This window comes from Pseudomonas asuensis, from assembly GCF_014646755.1.
Lineage (GTDB): Bacteria > Pseudomonadota > Gammaproteobacteria > Pseudomonadales > Pseudomonadaceae > Chryseomonas > Chryseomonas asuensis.
Genome location: NZ_BMNW01000003.1, coordinates 358,673 through 373,699 on the forward strand (window position 1 = coordinate 358,673; position 15,027 = coordinate 373,699).

16 protein-coding genes are annotated in these 15,027 nt (G+C 53.5%); 4 read left to right on the forward strand and 12 right to left on the reverse strand.

Translation table 11 applies throughout. From position 1 onward, the window contains the following. Positions 1-3 precede the first annotated feature (3 nt). Entirely contained in the window at positions 4-1,062 is a 1,059-nt protein-coding gene (locus tag IEX86_RS08405) for an ABC transporter substrate-binding protein (RefSeq protein WP_188865678.1), read from the reverse strand. Positions 1,063-1,302: 240 nt separating this feature from the next. Here IEX86_RS08405 and IEX86_RS08410 point away from each other — a divergent pair, with 240 nt between their 5' ends. Continuing rightward, complete coding sequence (locus IEX86_RS08410; RefSeq protein ID WP_188865679.1) at positions 1,303-2,031, forward strand: UTRA domain-containing protein; 729 nt, start codon at positions 1,303-1,305, stop codon at positions 2,029-2,031. 45 nt (positions 2,032-2,076) lie between these two features. Here IEX86_RS08410 and lpcA read toward each other — a convergent pair whose 3' ends face one another. The 6 genes from lpcA to minC all read right to left on the reverse strand — a co-directional run bounded on the left by lpcA (position 2,077) and on the right by minC (position 7,282). Next, positions 2,077-2,664 carry a D-sedoheptulose 7-phosphate isomerase gene (gene lpcA, locus IEX86_RS08415; RefSeq protein WP_188865680.1) on the reverse strand — a complete coding sequence of 196 codons (588 nt, stop codon included), beginning with the start codon at positions 2,662-2,664 and terminating at the stop codon, positions 2,077-2,079. 18 nt (positions 2,665-2,682) lie between these two features. Further along, positions 2,683-3,969 carry a M18 family aminopeptidase gene (locus tag IEX86_RS08420; protein ID WP_188865681.1) on the reverse strand — a complete coding sequence of 429 codons (1,287 nt, stop codon included), beginning with the start codon at positions 3,967-3,969 and terminating at the stop codon, positions 2,683-2,685. A gap of 618 nt (positions 3,970-4,587) precedes the next feature. Beyond that, positions 4,588-5,223, reverse strand: a complete 636-nt coding sequence (locus IEX86_RS08425) for an RluA family pseudouridine synthase (protein WP_188865682.1) — start codon at positions 5,221-5,223, stop codon at positions 4,588-4,590. A 60-nt stretch (positions 5,224-5,283) separates the two neighbouring features. After that, positions 5,284-5,544 carry a cell division topological specificity factor MinE gene (minE, locus tag IEX86_RS08430; RefSeq protein WP_188865683.1) on the reverse strand — a complete coding sequence of 87 codons (261 nt, stop codon included), beginning with the start codon at positions 5,542-5,544 and terminating at the stop codon, positions 5,284-5,286. Continuing rightward, positions 5,541-6,356, reverse strand: a complete 816-nt coding sequence (gene minD, locus IEX86_RS08435) for a septum site-determining protein MinD (protein ID WP_188865684.1) — start codon at positions 6,354-6,356, stop codon at positions 5,541-5,543. Before minD ends, minE begins: the two co-directional genes overlap by 4 nt. A gap of 167 nt (positions 6,357-6,523) precedes the next feature. Then, positions 6,524-7,282 carry a septum site-determining protein MinC gene (gene minC, locus IEX86_RS08440; protein WP_188865685.1) on the reverse strand — a complete coding sequence of 253 codons (759 nt, stop codon included), beginning with the start codon at positions 7,280-7,282 and terminating at the stop codon, positions 6,524-6,526. Positions 7,283-7,405: 123 nt separating this feature from the next. On the opposite strand from minC, the gene IEX86_RS08445 reads away from it, so the two are divergent. Both IEX86_RS08445 and IEX86_RS08450 read left to right on the forward strand, forming a co-directional pair. Further along, positions 7,406-8,338, forward strand: a complete 933-nt coding sequence (locus tag IEX86_RS08445; protein WP_188865686.1) for a lipid A biosynthesis lauroyl acyltransferase — start codon at positions 7,406-7,408, stop codon at positions 8,336-8,338. 77 nt (positions 8,339-8,415) lie between these two features. After that, positions 8,416-9,591, forward strand: a complete 1,176-nt coding sequence (locus IEX86_RS08450) for a patatin-like phospholipase family protein (protein WP_188865687.1) — start codon at positions 8,416-8,418, stop codon at positions 9,589-9,591. Here the strand turns inward: IEX86_RS08450 and IEX86_RS08455 are convergent. From IEX86_RS08455 to IEX86_RS08470, 4 genes are all read right to left on the reverse strand, one after another. Further along, a complete protein-coding gene (locus tag IEX86_RS08455) occupies positions 9,585-10,436 on the reverse strand; it encodes a pirin family protein (RefSeq protein ID WP_188865688.1) in 852 nt (283 codons plus the stop codon). The genes IEX86_RS08450 and IEX86_RS08455 overlap by 7 nt on opposite strands. Positions 10,437-10,594: 158 nt before the next feature. After that, a complete protein-coding gene (locus tag IEX86_RS08460; RefSeq protein WP_188865689.1) occupies positions 10,595-11,383 on the reverse strand; it encodes an MlaA family lipoprotein in 789 nt (262 codons plus the stop codon). Further along, on the reverse strand, positions 11,376-12,683 hold the full coding sequence (gene mlaY, locus IEX86_RS08465; protein WP_188865690.1) for a lipid asymmetry maintenance lipase MlaY: 1,308 nt from the start codon (positions 12,681-12,683) through the stop codon (positions 11,376-11,378). The genes IEX86_RS08460 and mlaY overlap by 8 nt, the downstream gene beginning before the upstream one ends. An 88-nt stretch (positions 12,684-12,771) precedes the next feature. Continuing rightward, on the reverse strand, positions 12,772-13,260 hold the full coding sequence (locus tag IEX86_RS08470; protein ID WP_188865691.1) for a GNAT family N-acetyltransferase: 489 nt from the start codon (positions 13,258-13,260) through the stop codon (positions 12,772-12,774). 186 nt (positions 13,261-13,446) lie between these two features. Here IEX86_RS08470 and IEX86_RS08475 point away from each other — a divergent pair, with 186 nt between their 5' ends. Then, positions 13,447-14,298 (forward strand): glycine betaine ABC transporter substrate-binding protein, encoded by an 852-nt coding sequence (locus IEX86_RS08475; RefSeq protein ID WP_188865692.1) that lies wholly within the window; start codon positions 13,447-13,449, stop codon positions 14,296-14,298. 45 nt (positions 14,299-14,343) lie between these two features. On the opposite strand, the gene IEX86_RS08480 is transcribed toward IEX86_RS08475, so the two are convergent. Continuing rightward, entirely contained in the window at positions 14,344-14,808 is a 465-nt protein-coding gene (locus IEX86_RS08480) for a MaoC family dehydratase (protein WP_188865693.1), read from the reverse strand. Between the last annotated feature and the right edge of the window lie 219 nt (positions 14,809-15,027).

Here is a 15,027-nt window from a genome sequence, read left to right on the forward strand (position 1 = left end):
AGATCACTGCTTCATCTGCATGATCACGTTTTCCTGCCAGAGGCGTGGCAGGCGCTTGGCTGTTTCTTCCCACGCCTTGGCATCGGCGATGGGCTTGGCACTGGCGTACTGCTCACTTGGCAGTAGTTTGGCTTTCACATCCTCGGGTAGCTGGATATGGTCGGCTCGAATAGGGCGGGCGTAACCACGTGCCAGGTTGATCTGTCCTTCATCAGAAAGAATATATTCCCGGGCGAGCTTGGCGGCATTGGGATGCTTGGCGTGCTTGTTCAAAATCGTGGTATAGCCGGACGTAATCGAGCCATCCGAAGGAATGAGCACTTCGAAGCGGGATTGGTCGATCTGATCGCGATAGTTCAAACCGTTGAAGTCCCAGACGATGCCTACTTCGACTTCACCTTTTTCCAGTGTCGAGACGACCGGGTTGGTCATAGACAGGCGGCCTTGTTGAGCCAGCTTGCCAAAATATTCCAGGCCGGGCTTGATATTCTTTTCATCTCCACCATTGGCATAGGTTGCTGCCAGCACACCGCTGACAGCCTGGGAGGCAGCGCTCACATCACCAATGGCAACTTTATAGTTGCCTTTGAGCAGATCGGCCCAGCTATGGGGTACATCAGCTACCAGCTGCTTGTTGACAATAAACGCGATAGTGCCGGTATACGCCAGCATCCAGTGACCATCCTTGTCCTTGGCCCAGTCGGGAATCTGCTCCCAGGTAGTCGGTTTATAAGGCTGGGTCACGCCTTTCTCTACGGCGACAGGGCCGAACGAAGCACCTACATCACCAATATCAGCAGTAGCGTTTTCCCCCTCAGCGGCAAATTTGGCGATTTCCTGAGCCGAGCTCATGTCTGTATCCATGTGCTTGAGGCCATACTTCTTTTGCAGGTCGGCCCAGGTGTCCTTCCAGTTGGCCCAAGTGTCCGGCATACCCACGCTATCTACCTGCCCCTCTTGGCGGGCAGCCTGTTCAAGCGCATTCATATCCGTGGCAGCCAGGGCCAAGGTGCCATTCAGCGCAATTGCGCTACCCAACAGTGAAGCAAGCAAGCGTTTCATTAGGCGCTCCTTCGAGGTGTGGTCGATTGGCTGGTCTAGGTCAGCAAGACACAAGCCAATCTACCGGCGAAGAATGACGATTTGATTTCCAGCCTGACTGTGTTGATGCGTGGATGTACCTTCAGTGGTGACTCGCCAATTAGGCTTTCTGCTTAACGGGGTGGTCATGTAGGTGATCTATGCTGGCCATATTCTTTTTAGCTCAGGCATGCGTGAGCCCTATTGGCTGGACTAGTCCAAATGAGAGCAAGCCCGCACGACGATGCACCGAAAACTGTCACAGCGATTTGCCGCACATTGGAAGAGCGGATTGTCTGCGGTGCGCTTGCACCTTCCAGCAAATTACCCGCGGAGCGGCGGTTGAGCGAGGCATTTTCAACCACGCGGATTACATTGCGTGAAGCACTCGGACAGCTGGAGTCACAGGGACTGATTTACCGGGAGGAGCGTCGCGGCTGGTTTGTCTCGCCTCCCAGGGTTGCGTACAACCCTCTAGTGCGTTCGCACTTTCATGCCATGGTGGCAGGGCAGGGCCGGGTACCGGCCACTGAGGTGCTATCGGCTCGGCTGGTACCGGCTAATGCTACTGTATGCGGGCTTTTGGAGCTTCCTGAGCGCACAGGCGTGTATCAGATACGGCGAGCCAGACGCATAGATGGTCGCTTGGTGCTCTATGTAGAGCACTATCTCAATCCGATCTATTTTCCCAACATCCTGCAATTCGATCTGACCCATTCACTGACCGATTTATATGCCAGCGAATACGGCATTCGTTATGGACGTGTTCGTTTCGAAATGCGGCCTACCGCCTTGCAGGCCGACGCTGCGCTTGCGCTCAAGGTCAGTATGGGAAGCCCTGCATTGCATATCACACGTATCAATCGTGATCAGCAGGGGCGTTTGATCGATTGTGATCTGGAATATTGGCGGCATGACGCTATCCATGTAAGCGTAGACGTGCCGGAGTGAGTGATGTACGGCGCCGTTATATGACGCCGTATCAGAAGGGGTTGGTCAGGCGTAGTTGTCCGGGCTCAACGTGCGCTCGATGAGCTCCATAAGAATATGAATGACCTTGATATGCAGCTCCTGAACGCGATCAGCATAGTTGCCACCAGGGGCACAAATGCAGACGTCTGCCATGGTCTCAAGTTGAGAGCCTGATTTACCCGTCAGGGCAATAACCTTGATCCCTAGTGCCTTTGCGGCTTCAGCGGCTTTAAGCACATTAGGACTCTTGCCGCTGGTGCTGATGGCCAGCAAGACATCGCCCTCACGGCCATGGGACTCAATATAGCGAGAGAAGATGTAGTCGTAGCCGAAGTCATTCGCCACACAACTGATATGACTGGCATCACTGATGGAAATGGCAGCGATGCCAGGGCGGTTCTTGCGATAACGGCCGGTCAGCTCTTCAGCAAAGTGCATGGCATCACACATGGAGCCACCGTTGCCACACGAAAACGCCTTGCCTTTATGCTCAAAGCTTTCAATCAGCAGTTCTGCCGCACGCTCGATATTCTGCAGCGCCTGTTCGTCAGCCAAAAAATTATCCAGTGCTGTCTTGGCTTCGAGCAGACTATTGCGGATATGCGTGATCATCGTGCGGTTTCCTCTGCCTTACGGCAGTACATGGCTGGAATAGAAAGCTTTGAGGACTTTTACCAGGTAGTTAAGGTCATGGCTGCCAGCGAGTTCGCGAATCGAGTGCATGGCGAACGTGGGTAAGCCAATGTCTACTGTGCGAATCCCTAGCTGGCTGGCTGTAATCGGTCCGATGGTCGAGCCGCAACTCATGTCGCTACGAGTGACAAAGCTCTGAACCGGCACCTCATTCTCCAGGCACAGGTGACGGAAGAATCCACCGGTTTCGCTGTTGGTGGCATAGCGCTGGTTGTTATTGATCTTGATAACCGGGCCGGCATTGAGTTTAGGCCCATGGTTGCCATCATGCTTTTCGGCATAGTTAGGATGTACGCCATGAGCGTTGTCAGCGGAGATCAAGAGCGAACGGGCAATGATTCGGGTAAAGTCTTCGCCTTCTGGCAGCACACGGCGCATCACCTGCTCCAGGAATGGGCCGTCTGCGCCGCAATGGGAGCTTGAACCAACTTCCTCGTGGTCTGTGCATACCAGGACGCAGCTTTCATTGCCATCCGCCGACAGAAGCGCTTCCAGGCCTGCATAACAGGACAATAAGTTGTCCAGGCGGGCACCTGCAATGAAGTCTTCATCCAGGCCAACAACGGCGGCCTTCTGAACATCATAAAATGACAGCTCAAAGTCGAGTACCGACTCGGCCAGAATGCCATGTTCTCTTTCCAGCTGCTCGGTCAACAGTGCACGAAAATCGCGGCGCTCACTGGCTGGAACCTGCGCCACGATAGGTGGAAGCTCATTTTGGGCATTGATCGGCCAGCCTTGATTAGCTTCGCGATTCAAGTGAATGGCAAGGTTGGGAATGATGGCGATCGGACGTTTGAAATCTATCAAACGACTATGCTGTGTACCGGTTTGGCGAAAGGTCACACGGCCTGCCAATGACAGGTCACGGTCGAACCAGGGTGCCATGAGCATCCCACCGTATACCTCTACGCCCAATTGCCAGAACCCTTGCTTGTAGAGTTCAGGGTTGGGCTTTACGCGTAGACAAGGGCTGTCGGTATGGGCACCCACCATGCGTAATCCGTTGCGTAGCGGATCGTCACCCAAGCGGAACGCGATCAATGAGGAATCATTGCGTGTGACGTAGTAGCGTCCGCCCGGGCGGATATGCCATGTTTCCCTTTCATCCAGACGCTGAAAGCCAGCCTGCTCAAGACGGCGGCTCAGCGTGGCGGTGGCATGAAAAGGGGTAGGGGACGAAGCGAGAAAGTCGATCAAACCTTGATTGAGTGTGTCGCGCATGCGGTACTCCTTACGATATGTCCCTAGTCTATCCATTTATGATGTTAGGCGGCTAACTCAGTTGGTCGACCGCAGACCACAATTTCAAAAGATGCCCGTGCTTGTCGGCTCCTTTTGTGGTCTCCCGGTCCGCTCGACTTTCTTGAAGTGAATTAAAGCTAGTCTGACGGCGACGCGAGAAGGGGGGCTGCCACTACCATAACGCCTGACACTGCCTTACCGCCTTGTGGCTCGAATAACTGACCTGCGATAAATCCGTTTGGCTGCAGGCTAGAGAAAGCTGAGTACCATAAGGCATTGAAGGATGCAGGCTGGCAGAGGGAAGTGAGAAGCGGGCATTAATCAAGAGGCGTATAGGCCGTTGTAGCTCTTCAATCGAGCCTGCTGCAAGGCAAGGCGCTCACGTTGTTTGCGTGTAAACCGGTACTTAAACGCTCAAAAGCTTCCGCAGACGCATCAATGATGACGATATGTTAGCCCGCGCAGCTCAAGCGTATTTCGGCCAATACCACAGCCAAGATCAAGCTTAACCCCTGCATGCTCACTCCAATGGTTCAGCGCACACAGTAGCGTAGGGCGAGCCGGCTCGTTGCCTATGGCGTCGTGGCAGCCTGTCCATCAAAACGGCGCTACGTTTTCAAAACGCATTCGTTCGCCTGTCTTGGGGTGGGTCAGCGCGAGGAGGCTCGCGTGTAGGCACAATCGAGAGTATGCATTCAGCGCTTTTTCATGGGCGTAGAGCCGATCACCCAATAATGGATGACCTATAGATAGCATATGCACACGAAGCTGATGAGAGCGTCCTGTAATAGGTGTCAGTTCGACACGACTGTAATGCCCGCAGCGCTCCAGAACACGCCAGAATGTCAACGCGTGACGGCCTAGCTCATGATCAACGACATGGCGTGGCTTGGTTGGGGGGTCATACCGCAGGGGTAACTCAATACGGCCGCTGTCGGCCTCAGGCTCGCCCCAGCAAAGCGCGGTATAGGCTTTCTCTGTCTCGCGATCATGAAACTGGCGAGAGAGCTCGCGGTGGCTATCTGGATCGCGGGCAAGCACCATGATCCCAGAGGTTTCCCAATCCAGGCGGTGCACAATACGTGCCTCGGGATAGCCGTTTTCCTGGAGGCGAGTTACCAGGCAATCCCTGTTATCTTCGGCTCGACCGGGAACCGAAAGCAGCAGGGTCGGCTTGTCTACTACCAGTAACGCGTCGTCCTGGTGGATGAAACGGATATTTGAAAGAGGCATGTCACATTCAGGAGAGAGCCCATCGGCGGTCAAGACCGCCGATGAATAACCGGACAAAAATCAACGATCTCGGTCTGGCAGGGTGATATTCAGTTCCAAAATCGAGCAGCTGCCCTGATTTTCCAGTTCCACCTGGATTTGGTCCTGCTCGATTGGTACGTATTTGCGGATTACTTCCAGCAGGTCTTTCTGCAACTGAGGCAGATAGTCGGGCTGGGAGTGGCGTCCACGCTCATGGGCAACGATGATCTGTAGCCGCTCTTTGGCGATGGAAGCGCTGTTCTGCTTCCTCCGCTCGCGAAAGAAAGCAAAGAGGCTCATTCGTTCCCCCCAAATAGTCGTTGCAAGAAGCCCTTCTTCTTCACATCCAGGAAGCGATGGGGCATTTCTTTGCCGAGCAGACGCTCTACTGCGTCGCTATAGGCTTGACCAGCATCGCTCTGCTCATCAAGGATGACCGGGATACCCTGGTTCGATGCCTTGAGAACAGCCTGCGACTCAGGAATGACGCCAAGAAGACGGATAGCCAGAATTTCTTCCACGTCTTCTACGCCCAGCATCTCACCCTTGTTAACCCGCTCAGGGTTATAGCGAGTCAACAGCAGGTGCTCCCTGATAGAGTCCTCGCCATTTTCTGCGCGCTTGGACTTGCTGGCGAGCAGGCCAAGCATCCGGTCCGAGTCACGTACGGAAGAGACTTCCGGGTTGGTCACGACAATCGCCTCGTCAGCGTAGTACATGGCCAGGTGAGCGCCTTTCTCAATACCAGCAGGGGAGTCGCACACAATATATTCGAAGCTACCCTTAAGTTCTTCGATGACCTTGCCGACACCCTCTAGAGTAAGGGCGTCCTTGTCGCGTGTCTGACTGGCTGCCAGCACGTATAGATTCTCAAGACGCTTGTCTTTGATAAGCGCCTGGGTGAGCGTTGCTTCGTTGTTGATGACGTTTACGAAGTCATACACAACGCGACGCTCGCAACCCATGATGAGGTCGAGGTTACGCAAACCCACGTCGAAGTCGACGATAACGGTCTTGTGGCCGCGCAGGGCCAGACCAGTGCCGATGGCCGCGCTTGTGGTTGTTTTGCCGACACCGCCTTTACCGGAGGTGACTACGAGTACTTTGGCCAAGCTGATTCACCCTAAATTCGAAATAAGCTCACGGAATGAACGGCTGGAGTACCAAAAATTGGCCGCCGGAACACTACACAATACTCGGCTGGACTCCAGACGCCACTCGGGTCTGGAAGCGGTAGTGATGACACTACCGCTTCGTAAAAAATTCGCGGCAGTATCCGTTAAAGACGTGTGATGTTCAACACATCTCCAGACAGACTAATCTGAACAGGATTCCCCCACTGAGGATGTCTGCGCAAGTCTTCCGCTACTTTGTATTGTCCAGCAATCGAGACCAGTTCGGCGGTGAGTTGCTGGCAAAAAATTCTTGCTTTTGTGTCGCCCTTCACACCTGCAAGGGCGCGACCTCGCATGGGACCATACACATGAATATTGCCGTCTGCGAGCAATTCAGCTCCCGGACTTACCGAGGATAACACCACCAGGTCTCCACCGGGTGCATAAAGCTGCATGCCACCGCGTACCGGTGCGGTAATAACCTTGGTAGGGTTTATAGTTGGCTCTACAGGCTTTTCCTGTTCAGGGGCTGGCTCTGCTTTTAATGGCTCGCGCTCACGCAGCTCAAGGGCGCGCTCACGTCCCGTACCGTTTGACGGAGGAAGCACAGGCAGATCGAAATCATTGGCTGCCCGGATATCCAAAGGCCGCCTGGCCCGCAGCGCCAGGGTGCGCAGGCCGTGACGGCGACAGAGATCGAGCAGGGCGCCTAAGTCGAGTGCTTCATCATCTTCGTCGAGTTTATCGAGCGACAGGATGAGTGGAGTGTCATGAAAGAAGTTGGGCGCCTGTGCCACTTTCTGCGCCAATTGGCGATCAAGGCGCGAAAGGTCGTTACGGGAGAGTTCCAGTACAGTAATGGCAAGCATGTTGCCTTTTAGCTGGAATACGGAATCGTTATCGAGAAGATCAACCTGGCTCATGTTGGGACCGCGTGCGTCAGATGCCGAGGACTTATAACGAGATGACAAGCATGTCGCAAGCATGGCTGCTTGCTAACGGTCAGGAATGTAGAATGTACCGTTTAATATTCACCAGGATGTTTGATGGAACGCCCTCGCTTTCGACTTGCTTTTCTTCATCCCCGTTATTGGCTGCTCTGGCTAGGGTTGGGCGTACTCTGGCTGGTCGTACAGCTACCCTATTGCGTACTGCTCCGCCTGGGTCGCGCAATAGGCTGGGCCATACTGCACGTTTCTGCCAGCCGACGCCATATCGCGATGCGCAATCTTGAGCTGTGCTTTCCTCAGTGGAGTGAGGCTGAGCGCCAGCGTGTGCTCAAGGAAAACTTCGCCTCGAGTGGTATTGCTCTGATTGAAATGGCCATGAGCTGGTGGTGGCCTAGATCGCGCCTGAGTAAGCTTGCCCATATCGAAGGGATCGAGCATCTTCAGCAAGCCCAGCAGGAGGGCAAAGGGGTCATTCTGATGGCGTTGCATTTTACGACGCTTGAGATTGGTGCTGCGCTGCTTGGGCAGCGGCATACCATCGACGGAATGTACCGTGAACACAAGAATGCGGTTTTCGATTACATACAGCGACGGGGCCGTGAGCGGCATAATCTTGATGCCACCGCTATAGAACGCGAGGATGTGCGGGCTATGTTAAAAGTGCTCAGGAGCGGACGCGCCATTTGGTACGCACCGGATCAGGATTATGGTGCCAAGCAAAGTGTCTTTGTGCCGCTATTCGGAATTCAGGCCGCTACCGTTACCGCCACGACCAAGTTTGCACGGCTAGGCCGAGCGCTGGTCATGCCCTTTACTCAGGAACGGCTCGCAGATGGTTCGGGTTACCGCCTGGTCATCCATCCGCCGTTGGAAAACTTTCCTGGCGAGACTGAAGAATCCGATTGTTTGAGAGTCAATCAATGGGTAGAAAAGTGTGTCAGTGAACTGCCCGAGCAGTATCTCTGGGCACACCGACGCTTCAAGACGCGGCCTGCTGGAGAGCCCAAGCTATACTCTAAGGAGGACTAATCTCTGCGGAGTGTCAATGACACGCTATGCTCATGGCGGCTTAGTCTGTTTTAGCCTCTAGGCTCAAGGAAAAGGTGTTGGACGCTACTTCGACTGTTCCTGTTACAGGGCTGATCCTGTCTGGTGGAGGTGCCCGAGCGGCTTACCAGGTAGGCGTGCTTTCCGCCATTGCCGAGTTGCTGCCTGCGGGTGCACGCAATCCTTTTCCCGTCATTGTGGGGACATCGGCGGGTGCCATAAATGCGACGGTACTGGCCTGTGGTGCGCTGCAGTTTCAGCATGCCTGTCAGCGCCTGACTGAGGTCTGGCGGGATTTTCACATTCATCAGGTCTATCGCAGTGACTGGTCAGGGATCATCCGGCAAGCCAGTCGTTTTGTCGGACAAAACTTCTTTGGCATTCGTGGCAGGACGCCGACAGCATTGCTTGATAATGCACCTTTGCGCGAGTTGTTGACCCGGGAGCTGGATTTTTCGGGCATTACAGCGGCAGTCAAGACGCGGCATCTTAGGGCCGTTGCGATTACTGCATTTGGTTATGATTCTGGCCACTCGATGACATTTTACCAAGGTCATGGCGCTATCGATCCTTGGTTGCGTCACCGGCGGGTTGGGTTTCCAACTCGACTGAACGTAGAGCACTTAATGGCCAGTTCAGCCATTCCGCTGATCTTTCCAGCAGTCAAGCTAGGGCGTGAATACCTGGGGGATGGATCGGTACGGCAGGCCGCACCCATTAGCCCAGCGTTGCACCTTGGTGCTAATCGAGTACTGATTGTAGGCGTCAGTAACAACGCGCACGCCGATGCCTCTCATTCGGAGGACGCTTCTGCTGCAACCGGCAGGGCGCCTACGCTGGCGCAGATTGGTGGGCATCTGTTGAACAGTACGTTTATTGACAGTCTGGAAAGCGACACGGAAATGCTTGAGCGGATCAATTTAATGAGCCAGATGATTCCTCCTGCCGAGCGGCAGGGACGCTTAAGAGTTAAACCGGTTGAAACATTGGTGATTGCACCCAGTGAACCGCTGGCTGAGATTGCCGCTCGATTTCGGCATGAACTGCCAAGATCCCTGCGTTTATTTCTTCGCGGGTCCGGTACGACCAAGAAAGGCGGATCTGCGGTGTTGAGCTATTTGCTATTCGAGTCAGGTTATTGTTCGGAATTGATCGCGCTTGGAAGGCGAGATGCCTTGGCCAAGCGAGATCAATTGATTCAATTTCTAGGACTGGAATTGGCTGGTGTTCATTGACCAAACTCGCCTCGCTGGTAGTCCTGTAGCGCTTGTTCAATCTGCTCACGCGTATTCATGACAAAGGGGCCGTACTGAACAATGGGTTCATTCAATGGCGCGCCTGCAATTAACAGCACACGAGCGCCTTGAGAGGATCGAATCGTCAGTTGTCCTTCATCGCTCAAGCGAACCAAACGATTTGTCGTTACGTGGACCGCCGTATCGCCTCCGACCTCTATCTCTCCCTCATACACATAAAGTAAAGCGCGATGCCCCTCGGGAAGCCTTGGGCTGATAGTGCTTTGCGCGGGCATGATGAAGTCAAAATACTGTGGATCCGTATCCGGACGTTGCACAGCGCCTGTCTGTTGGTATTCCCCGTCATTGAACTGACCCGCAAGCACAACGACCTCTACGCCTTGGGACGTTGTCAGGCGAGGTACTTCAGCGGGTTCATAGTCACGGTAGCTGGCAGGGTCCATTTTGTTTTTTGCAGGCAGGTTCAGCCACAGCTGGAAACCTCGCATTACGCCTTCGTGCTGCTCAGGCATTTCGCTATGAATAATGCCGCGAGCGGCGGTCATCCACTGCAGGCCACCAGGACTAAGGAGTCCCTGGTTGCCCAAGTGATCTTCATGGCGCATACGGCCTTCGAGCATGTAGGTAACTGTCTCGAAACCACGGTGAGGGTGAGCTGGGAAGCCACCGATATAGTCATCAGCGTTGGCTGTGTCGAATTGATCCAGCATGAGGAAAGGATCAAAGCGCTCAACGCCATGGCCAGCGAATACACGTGTCATGCGTACGCCCGCTCCATCTGAGGCGGGTTGGCCGGTATGCAATTCCAGAACGTTACGGTACATAGTTAATGCCTCCCAAAGGGCAAACGGAACGTTTAGCCAGTAGATGAAAGCTATAATAATTCATTTAATCAGATGTATTTATGCTTATTTTTCAGGATTAATATCAGATTATTCGATGGTTTAGATTTGAAAAAAGCCGGCGTAAAAGCCGGCTTTTTTTACTCCCTGATCTGGAGCTTACGTGCTTCGGTATAGACGTAACGAACCTTCTCATACTCAAAGGGAGAGTTGAGCTGGCCATATCGGAAGTTGGTTATGTAACGCAGGTTGATTCCCCTTAGCAGCAAGATTTCAGGATGCCGGCCGCTTTCCTGGCTCACGTTCAGGTAATTAACCTGACTCTCAGCCAGTGTATCAACTGCGAAACCGCTAGCATCCCGCAGGTTGGAGGGCCCTAGTAGCGGCAGTACAAGGTAAGGGCCACTAGGTACGCCATAAAAGCCCAGTGTCTGACCAAAGTCTTCAGATTGCTTGGCCAGTCCCATGCGTGTTGCTGGGTCCCATAAGCCAAATACGCCGATAGTGGTATTGAACAACAGGCGTCCCGTAGTATTCAGGGCTCTTTTACCCTTGAGCTGCAACATGCTATTCAGCAAGTTACTGACATCGCCCAGGTTGCTGAAGAAATTGGTGACGCCGCTACGCACGAAGCCCGGCGTGACCCAGCGATAGCCATTAACAACCGGCAGCAGAACCCACTCATCCAAGCGGTAATTGAAGTGGTAAATGCGGCGGTTCCAGGACTCCAGCGGATCATAGACATCAAGCGCATTAAGTGACGCCCGCTCGAATTCGCGCTGATCCAATCCTGGGTTGAATTTCAGAGTGGACAGAGGATTGGTGAAGCCGTCTCCGCCTACTGGTGCAGCCGGCAATGTGGATGAGGTCGTGTCAGCGAAAGCGTAGGCGCTAAACAGCAAGGGCAATAAACAAAGGAATTTAGCCACGGGCAAAGAACTCCAGCATGGCGTCGGCGTTGACGCGATAATTGAGATTGCCGCAATGCCCGCCCAGCGGGTAAAGGGTTAAGCGATTACCAAACGTGCGGCGCAGGAAGCCGATATCGCCCGGACCAAGAATCAAGTCATCCGCATTGTGCATTACGCCGATTTTGTCGCTCTCTTTGAGATAGCTTTCTAGCGCCGTCAGGCTTGATTGTCTGGCCAGCTCCGCTAGGCCGGTGCCCTTGGTCGTCCGTTCCCAGGAGGGCAGTAGCTGGTCATACATGTAGCAGTCAAAGTCGCATTGCAGGGCGCGGGCAAAAAAGCGCGACAGGCTGGTGCCCTGATAGATAGGGTAGCCGGGTGGTGTTATCAGGCCGCGGCGATTGATCAGGTCGGACGTAAAAGCGATGTCAGCGGCAGAAAAGCGGAACGATGTGCCAATGAGCATCGCCATTTCTTCATTGCTCAAGCGTTGAGGCGACTGCTGGAAATCAAAAAGTAATGCTTCGTTAAGATCAACGTGGCCTTTCTGCTGGAAATAACGAGTCAGCTTTGCCAGTACAAGCTCATAAAAGGTCCGGTTGTTGGTGATGCCATTGACTTGAGTCTGGACCAGGCGATCAAGGTTACGCACCGAGGTTAATAGGTTAACTGGTGGATTAAGCAGTAAAACGCGAGAGAAGTTGAAGCTGCGCTGGCTCTCATCAAGCTTGCTGACGAATGCAGCATCCAATGCCCCCAGGCTGTAGCCCGTAAGAAAGTATTTGGTTACAGGTAGCTTGGGATGCTGCGCGCGAACCGCCTGCATGACACGGTAGAGATCTTCTGCATCACCAGGTGTATAGCCAGGTGTAGCTTGCCGGGAAGCCGCTGCCATAAAGTCATAGCTGGTGGGCGAGGACAGCTGCACAACATGGTAGCCTGCACTGTAATAAAGACGCTTCAGGTATTCCGGCGTGCTGGATGAATAACTGGCACCGGTCCCGGCAATGATGAAGATCAAAGGTGCAGGGCGGTCCTGCTGTGCCAACCGATAATGTAATTTCTTGACCGCCCAGAAGTTATCTGGAAGTTCATGCTCCCGTTCAGGCCGCAGGTTGATGCTGTAGTCTTTCTGGTCGATTTCCAGATCGGTAGGCAGCAGCGGCCGCAGGTCTGCGGGCGTAGAGGTAATAGTGGCTTCGAAGGGGTTGGTCAGCGGATAGCCATAAGTAGCAGCATCAATGTCAGCTGCGACAACACGGCCGGAGAGACCAAGCAGGAGCGCACCCAGTAAAGCTGTAATGCGCAACGGGCTAAGCATAAGGAGAGTCCTTTCGCAGGGTTGCTTATTGGAATAGGCCTATGACCACGGCCGAATAATAAGGTGCGCTGGGCTTGTTGGCTCTGTATTAAATTGTGCGCTTGGCCAAGCTTGTCAGGGTTTCGCCTGTTACTCGATTGACGGTCCATTCGTCCATTGAGATAGCGCCCAAGCTGCGATAGAACTGAATTGCAGGTTCGTTCCAGTCCAAAACGGACCATTCCAGACGTCCGCAATTGCGTTCTACTGCCAAGCGCGCCAGGTTGACGAGAAGTGCTTTTCCAAGACCTACCCCGCGAGCGGCAGGGCTGACGTACAAATCTTCTAGATAGATGCCTGGCTTGGCGAGCCAAGTTGAGTAGTTATGAAAGAACAAGGCAAACCCGGCGGGAGTCCCGTCTACTTCGCCTATCAATACTTCAGCATAAGGACGCTCACCAAACAGTGTCATGCGTAAGGTGTCCTCGGTTGCCATGACCTCCTCAGGCATTTTCTCGTAATCGGCCAGTTCCCTGATAAAGGTCAGAATCTGTGGGACATCCGTGTCAGTAGCTGGGCGGATATTCAGGCGGGACATGTAAAACCTCGACATCGGAAAAGCGCTAAGCATGCCGAGGCTCCTTCCGGGAGGCAATAGAGGTGCCATTTCATCCCAGGTGTCGTATATGACGTTTACTTATGTCGCTCTCAGGGCAACCCCATTTTCGTCGCGCTTGAAGATAGAGCTAGTGCAGTGATGCCGTTTTCAATAAGGGGACAAAGGATGCGAATGTTTCGAAAGGTAGTGGGCCTGAGTATAGGACTCTTCCTGTCGGCAGCAGCTAGTCTTGCCATAGCAGCGGCCAAGCCAACAGTAACCATTGGCTATGTAGATGGATGGGCCGATAGCGTAGCGACCACCTTTACGGCGGCTGAGGTCATCCGGCATCAGCTTGGCTATGAAGTCAAGCTGATGCCGGTGGCAGCAGGAATCATGTGGCAGGGCGTTGCACGCGGTAAGCTGGACGCCATGCTTTCGGCATGGTTACCGGGGACACATGGCTCCTATTACGAGAAGATGAAAAACGAGGTTGCTGACCTGAAGGCCAATACGCCGGATGCCAAGATTGGTTTGATCGTTCCCGAGTACGTCAAAGCTTCCAGTATCACTGATCTTGTAGCGCAGAAAGGCGATTTTGGTGGACGCATCGTAGGTATTGATGCCGGCGCGGGCGTCATGATTAAAACCGATGAAGCAATCAAGGCCTATAATCTGGATTACAAGCTGGTAGCCAGTTCAGGCAGCGGGATGATTGCTGAGCTGATACGTGCGGAGCGAGATCAGAAGCCAGTTGTTGTAACCGGTTGGATTCCTCACTGGATGTTTGCCAAATGGAAACTGAAGTTTCTTGATGACCCCAAGGGAGTCTATGGCGGCTCCGAGCAGGTGCACACTATGGCTAATCCCGAATTGGAAAAAAAGGCCAAGCCAGTATGGGATTTCCTGAAGAAGTTTTCCTGGCAGCCAGGAGAGGTCAATGAAGTTATGCTGGCTATTGAAGAAGGCAAGAAGCCCGAGCAGGCTGCAAAGGACTGGTTGACGGCCCATCCTGATCGGGTGAAGAGCTGGCTGTAAATTGTTGACCTAAAAGAAAAGTGCCCCGCGATGCGGGGCTTTTCTTTAACCAATGGTCACCGGTGGTAGAGTGCTTAGCTCAATACTTAGCGCTCTTTTAGGGGCTAGGACTTCGGCCTCTCCATCGACAACTTGCTCATCGTTCTGGTTGAAGACGCGTGTGGCCAGACGCACTCGATTCTTGGGCAGCTTTTCCAATACTTCGATTTCGATTTTTAGCGTATCACCCAGCTTTACGGCCTTGTTAAAGCTTAGGGTTTGTCCCAGGTAAATAGAGCCAGGACCAGGAAGCTCGCATGCAATAGCCGCACTGATCAGGGCGCCGCTCAGCATGCCGTGGGCGATACGCTCACGGAAAGCGCTTCTGGCAGCATAGTCAGCGTCCAGATGCACAGGGTTGCGGTCGCCGGAGAGTTCAGCAAACAGGAGTACGTCGCGCTCTTCAATCACGCGAGTAACACAGGCTTTCTGGCCTACTTCCAAAGCTTCATATGGGATATTGTCGGTCATGCTTAAAGATGGTCTCGTCTTCTGTTGTTACGATAGGGTAGGACGGATCTGACGTTATCGGTACCCGAAGTGAATAGTAGGGACGCCACTTTATAGGGATATGGCACGTTCTCTAGCATTTCAGTGGGTTATAAAGGAATATTGAAGACTAATCTGGTTAATTGATGTGACTGTAAATTAAGTTTTGGTCATTTTTGTTACCAGGAGTCCGCTTTTCGG

Excerpts from the sequence above, each read along its gene's own strand:
- minE (WP_188865683.1), bottom strand. The coding sequence starts at position 5,544 with ATGAGCCTCTTTGCTTTCTTTCGCGAGCGGAGGAAGCAGAACAGCGCT.
- IEX86_RS08480 (WP_188865693.1), bottom strand. The coding sequence starts at position 14,808 with ATGACCGACAATATCCCATATGAAGCTTTGGAAGTAGGCCAGAAAGCC.
- minC (WP_188865685.1), bottom strand. The coding sequence starts at position 7,282 with ATGAGCCAGGTTGATCTTCTCGATAACGATTCCGTATTCCAGCTAAAA.
- IEX86_RS08445 (WP_188865686.1), top strand. The coding sequence starts at position 7,406 with ATGGAACGCCCTCGCTTTCGACTTGCTTTTCTTCATCCCCGTTATTGG.
- IEX86_RS08475 (WP_188865692.1), top strand. The coding sequence starts at position 13,447 with ATGCGAATGTTTCGAAAGGTAGTGGGCCTGAGTATAGGACTCTTCCTG.
- lpcA (WP_188865680.1), bottom strand. The coding sequence starts at position 2,664 with ATGATCACGCATATCCGCAATAGTCTGCTCGAAGCCAAGACAGCACTG.
- IEX86_RS08420 (WP_188865681.1), bottom strand. The coding sequence starts at position 3,969 with ATGCGCGACACACTCAATCAAGGTTTGATCGACTTTCTCGCTTCGTCC.
- mlaY (WP_188865690.1), bottom strand. The coding sequence starts at position 12,683 with ATGCTTAGCCCGTTGCGCATTACAGCTTTACTGGGTGCGCTCCTGCTT.
- IEX86_RS08405 (WP_188865678.1), bottom strand. The coding sequence starts at position 1,062 with ATGAAACGCTTGCTTGCTTCACTGTTGGGTAGCGCAATTGCGCTGAAT.
- IEX86_RS08425 (WP_188865682.1), bottom strand. The coding sequence starts at position 5,223 with ATGCCTCTTTCAAATATCCGTTTCATCCACCAGGACGACGCGTTACTG.
- IEX86_RS08455 (WP_188865688.1), bottom strand. The coding sequence starts at position 10,436 with ATGTACCGTAACGTTCTGGAATTGCATACCGGCCAACCCGCCTCAGAT.
- IEX86_RS08470 (WP_188865691.1), bottom strand. The coding sequence starts at position 13,260 with ATGTCCCGCCTGAATATCCGCCCAGCTACTGACACGGATGTCCCACAG.
- IEX86_RS08410 (WP_188865679.1), top strand. The coding sequence starts at position 1,303 with ATGAGAGCAAGCCCGCACGACGATGCACCGAAAACTGTCACAGCGATT.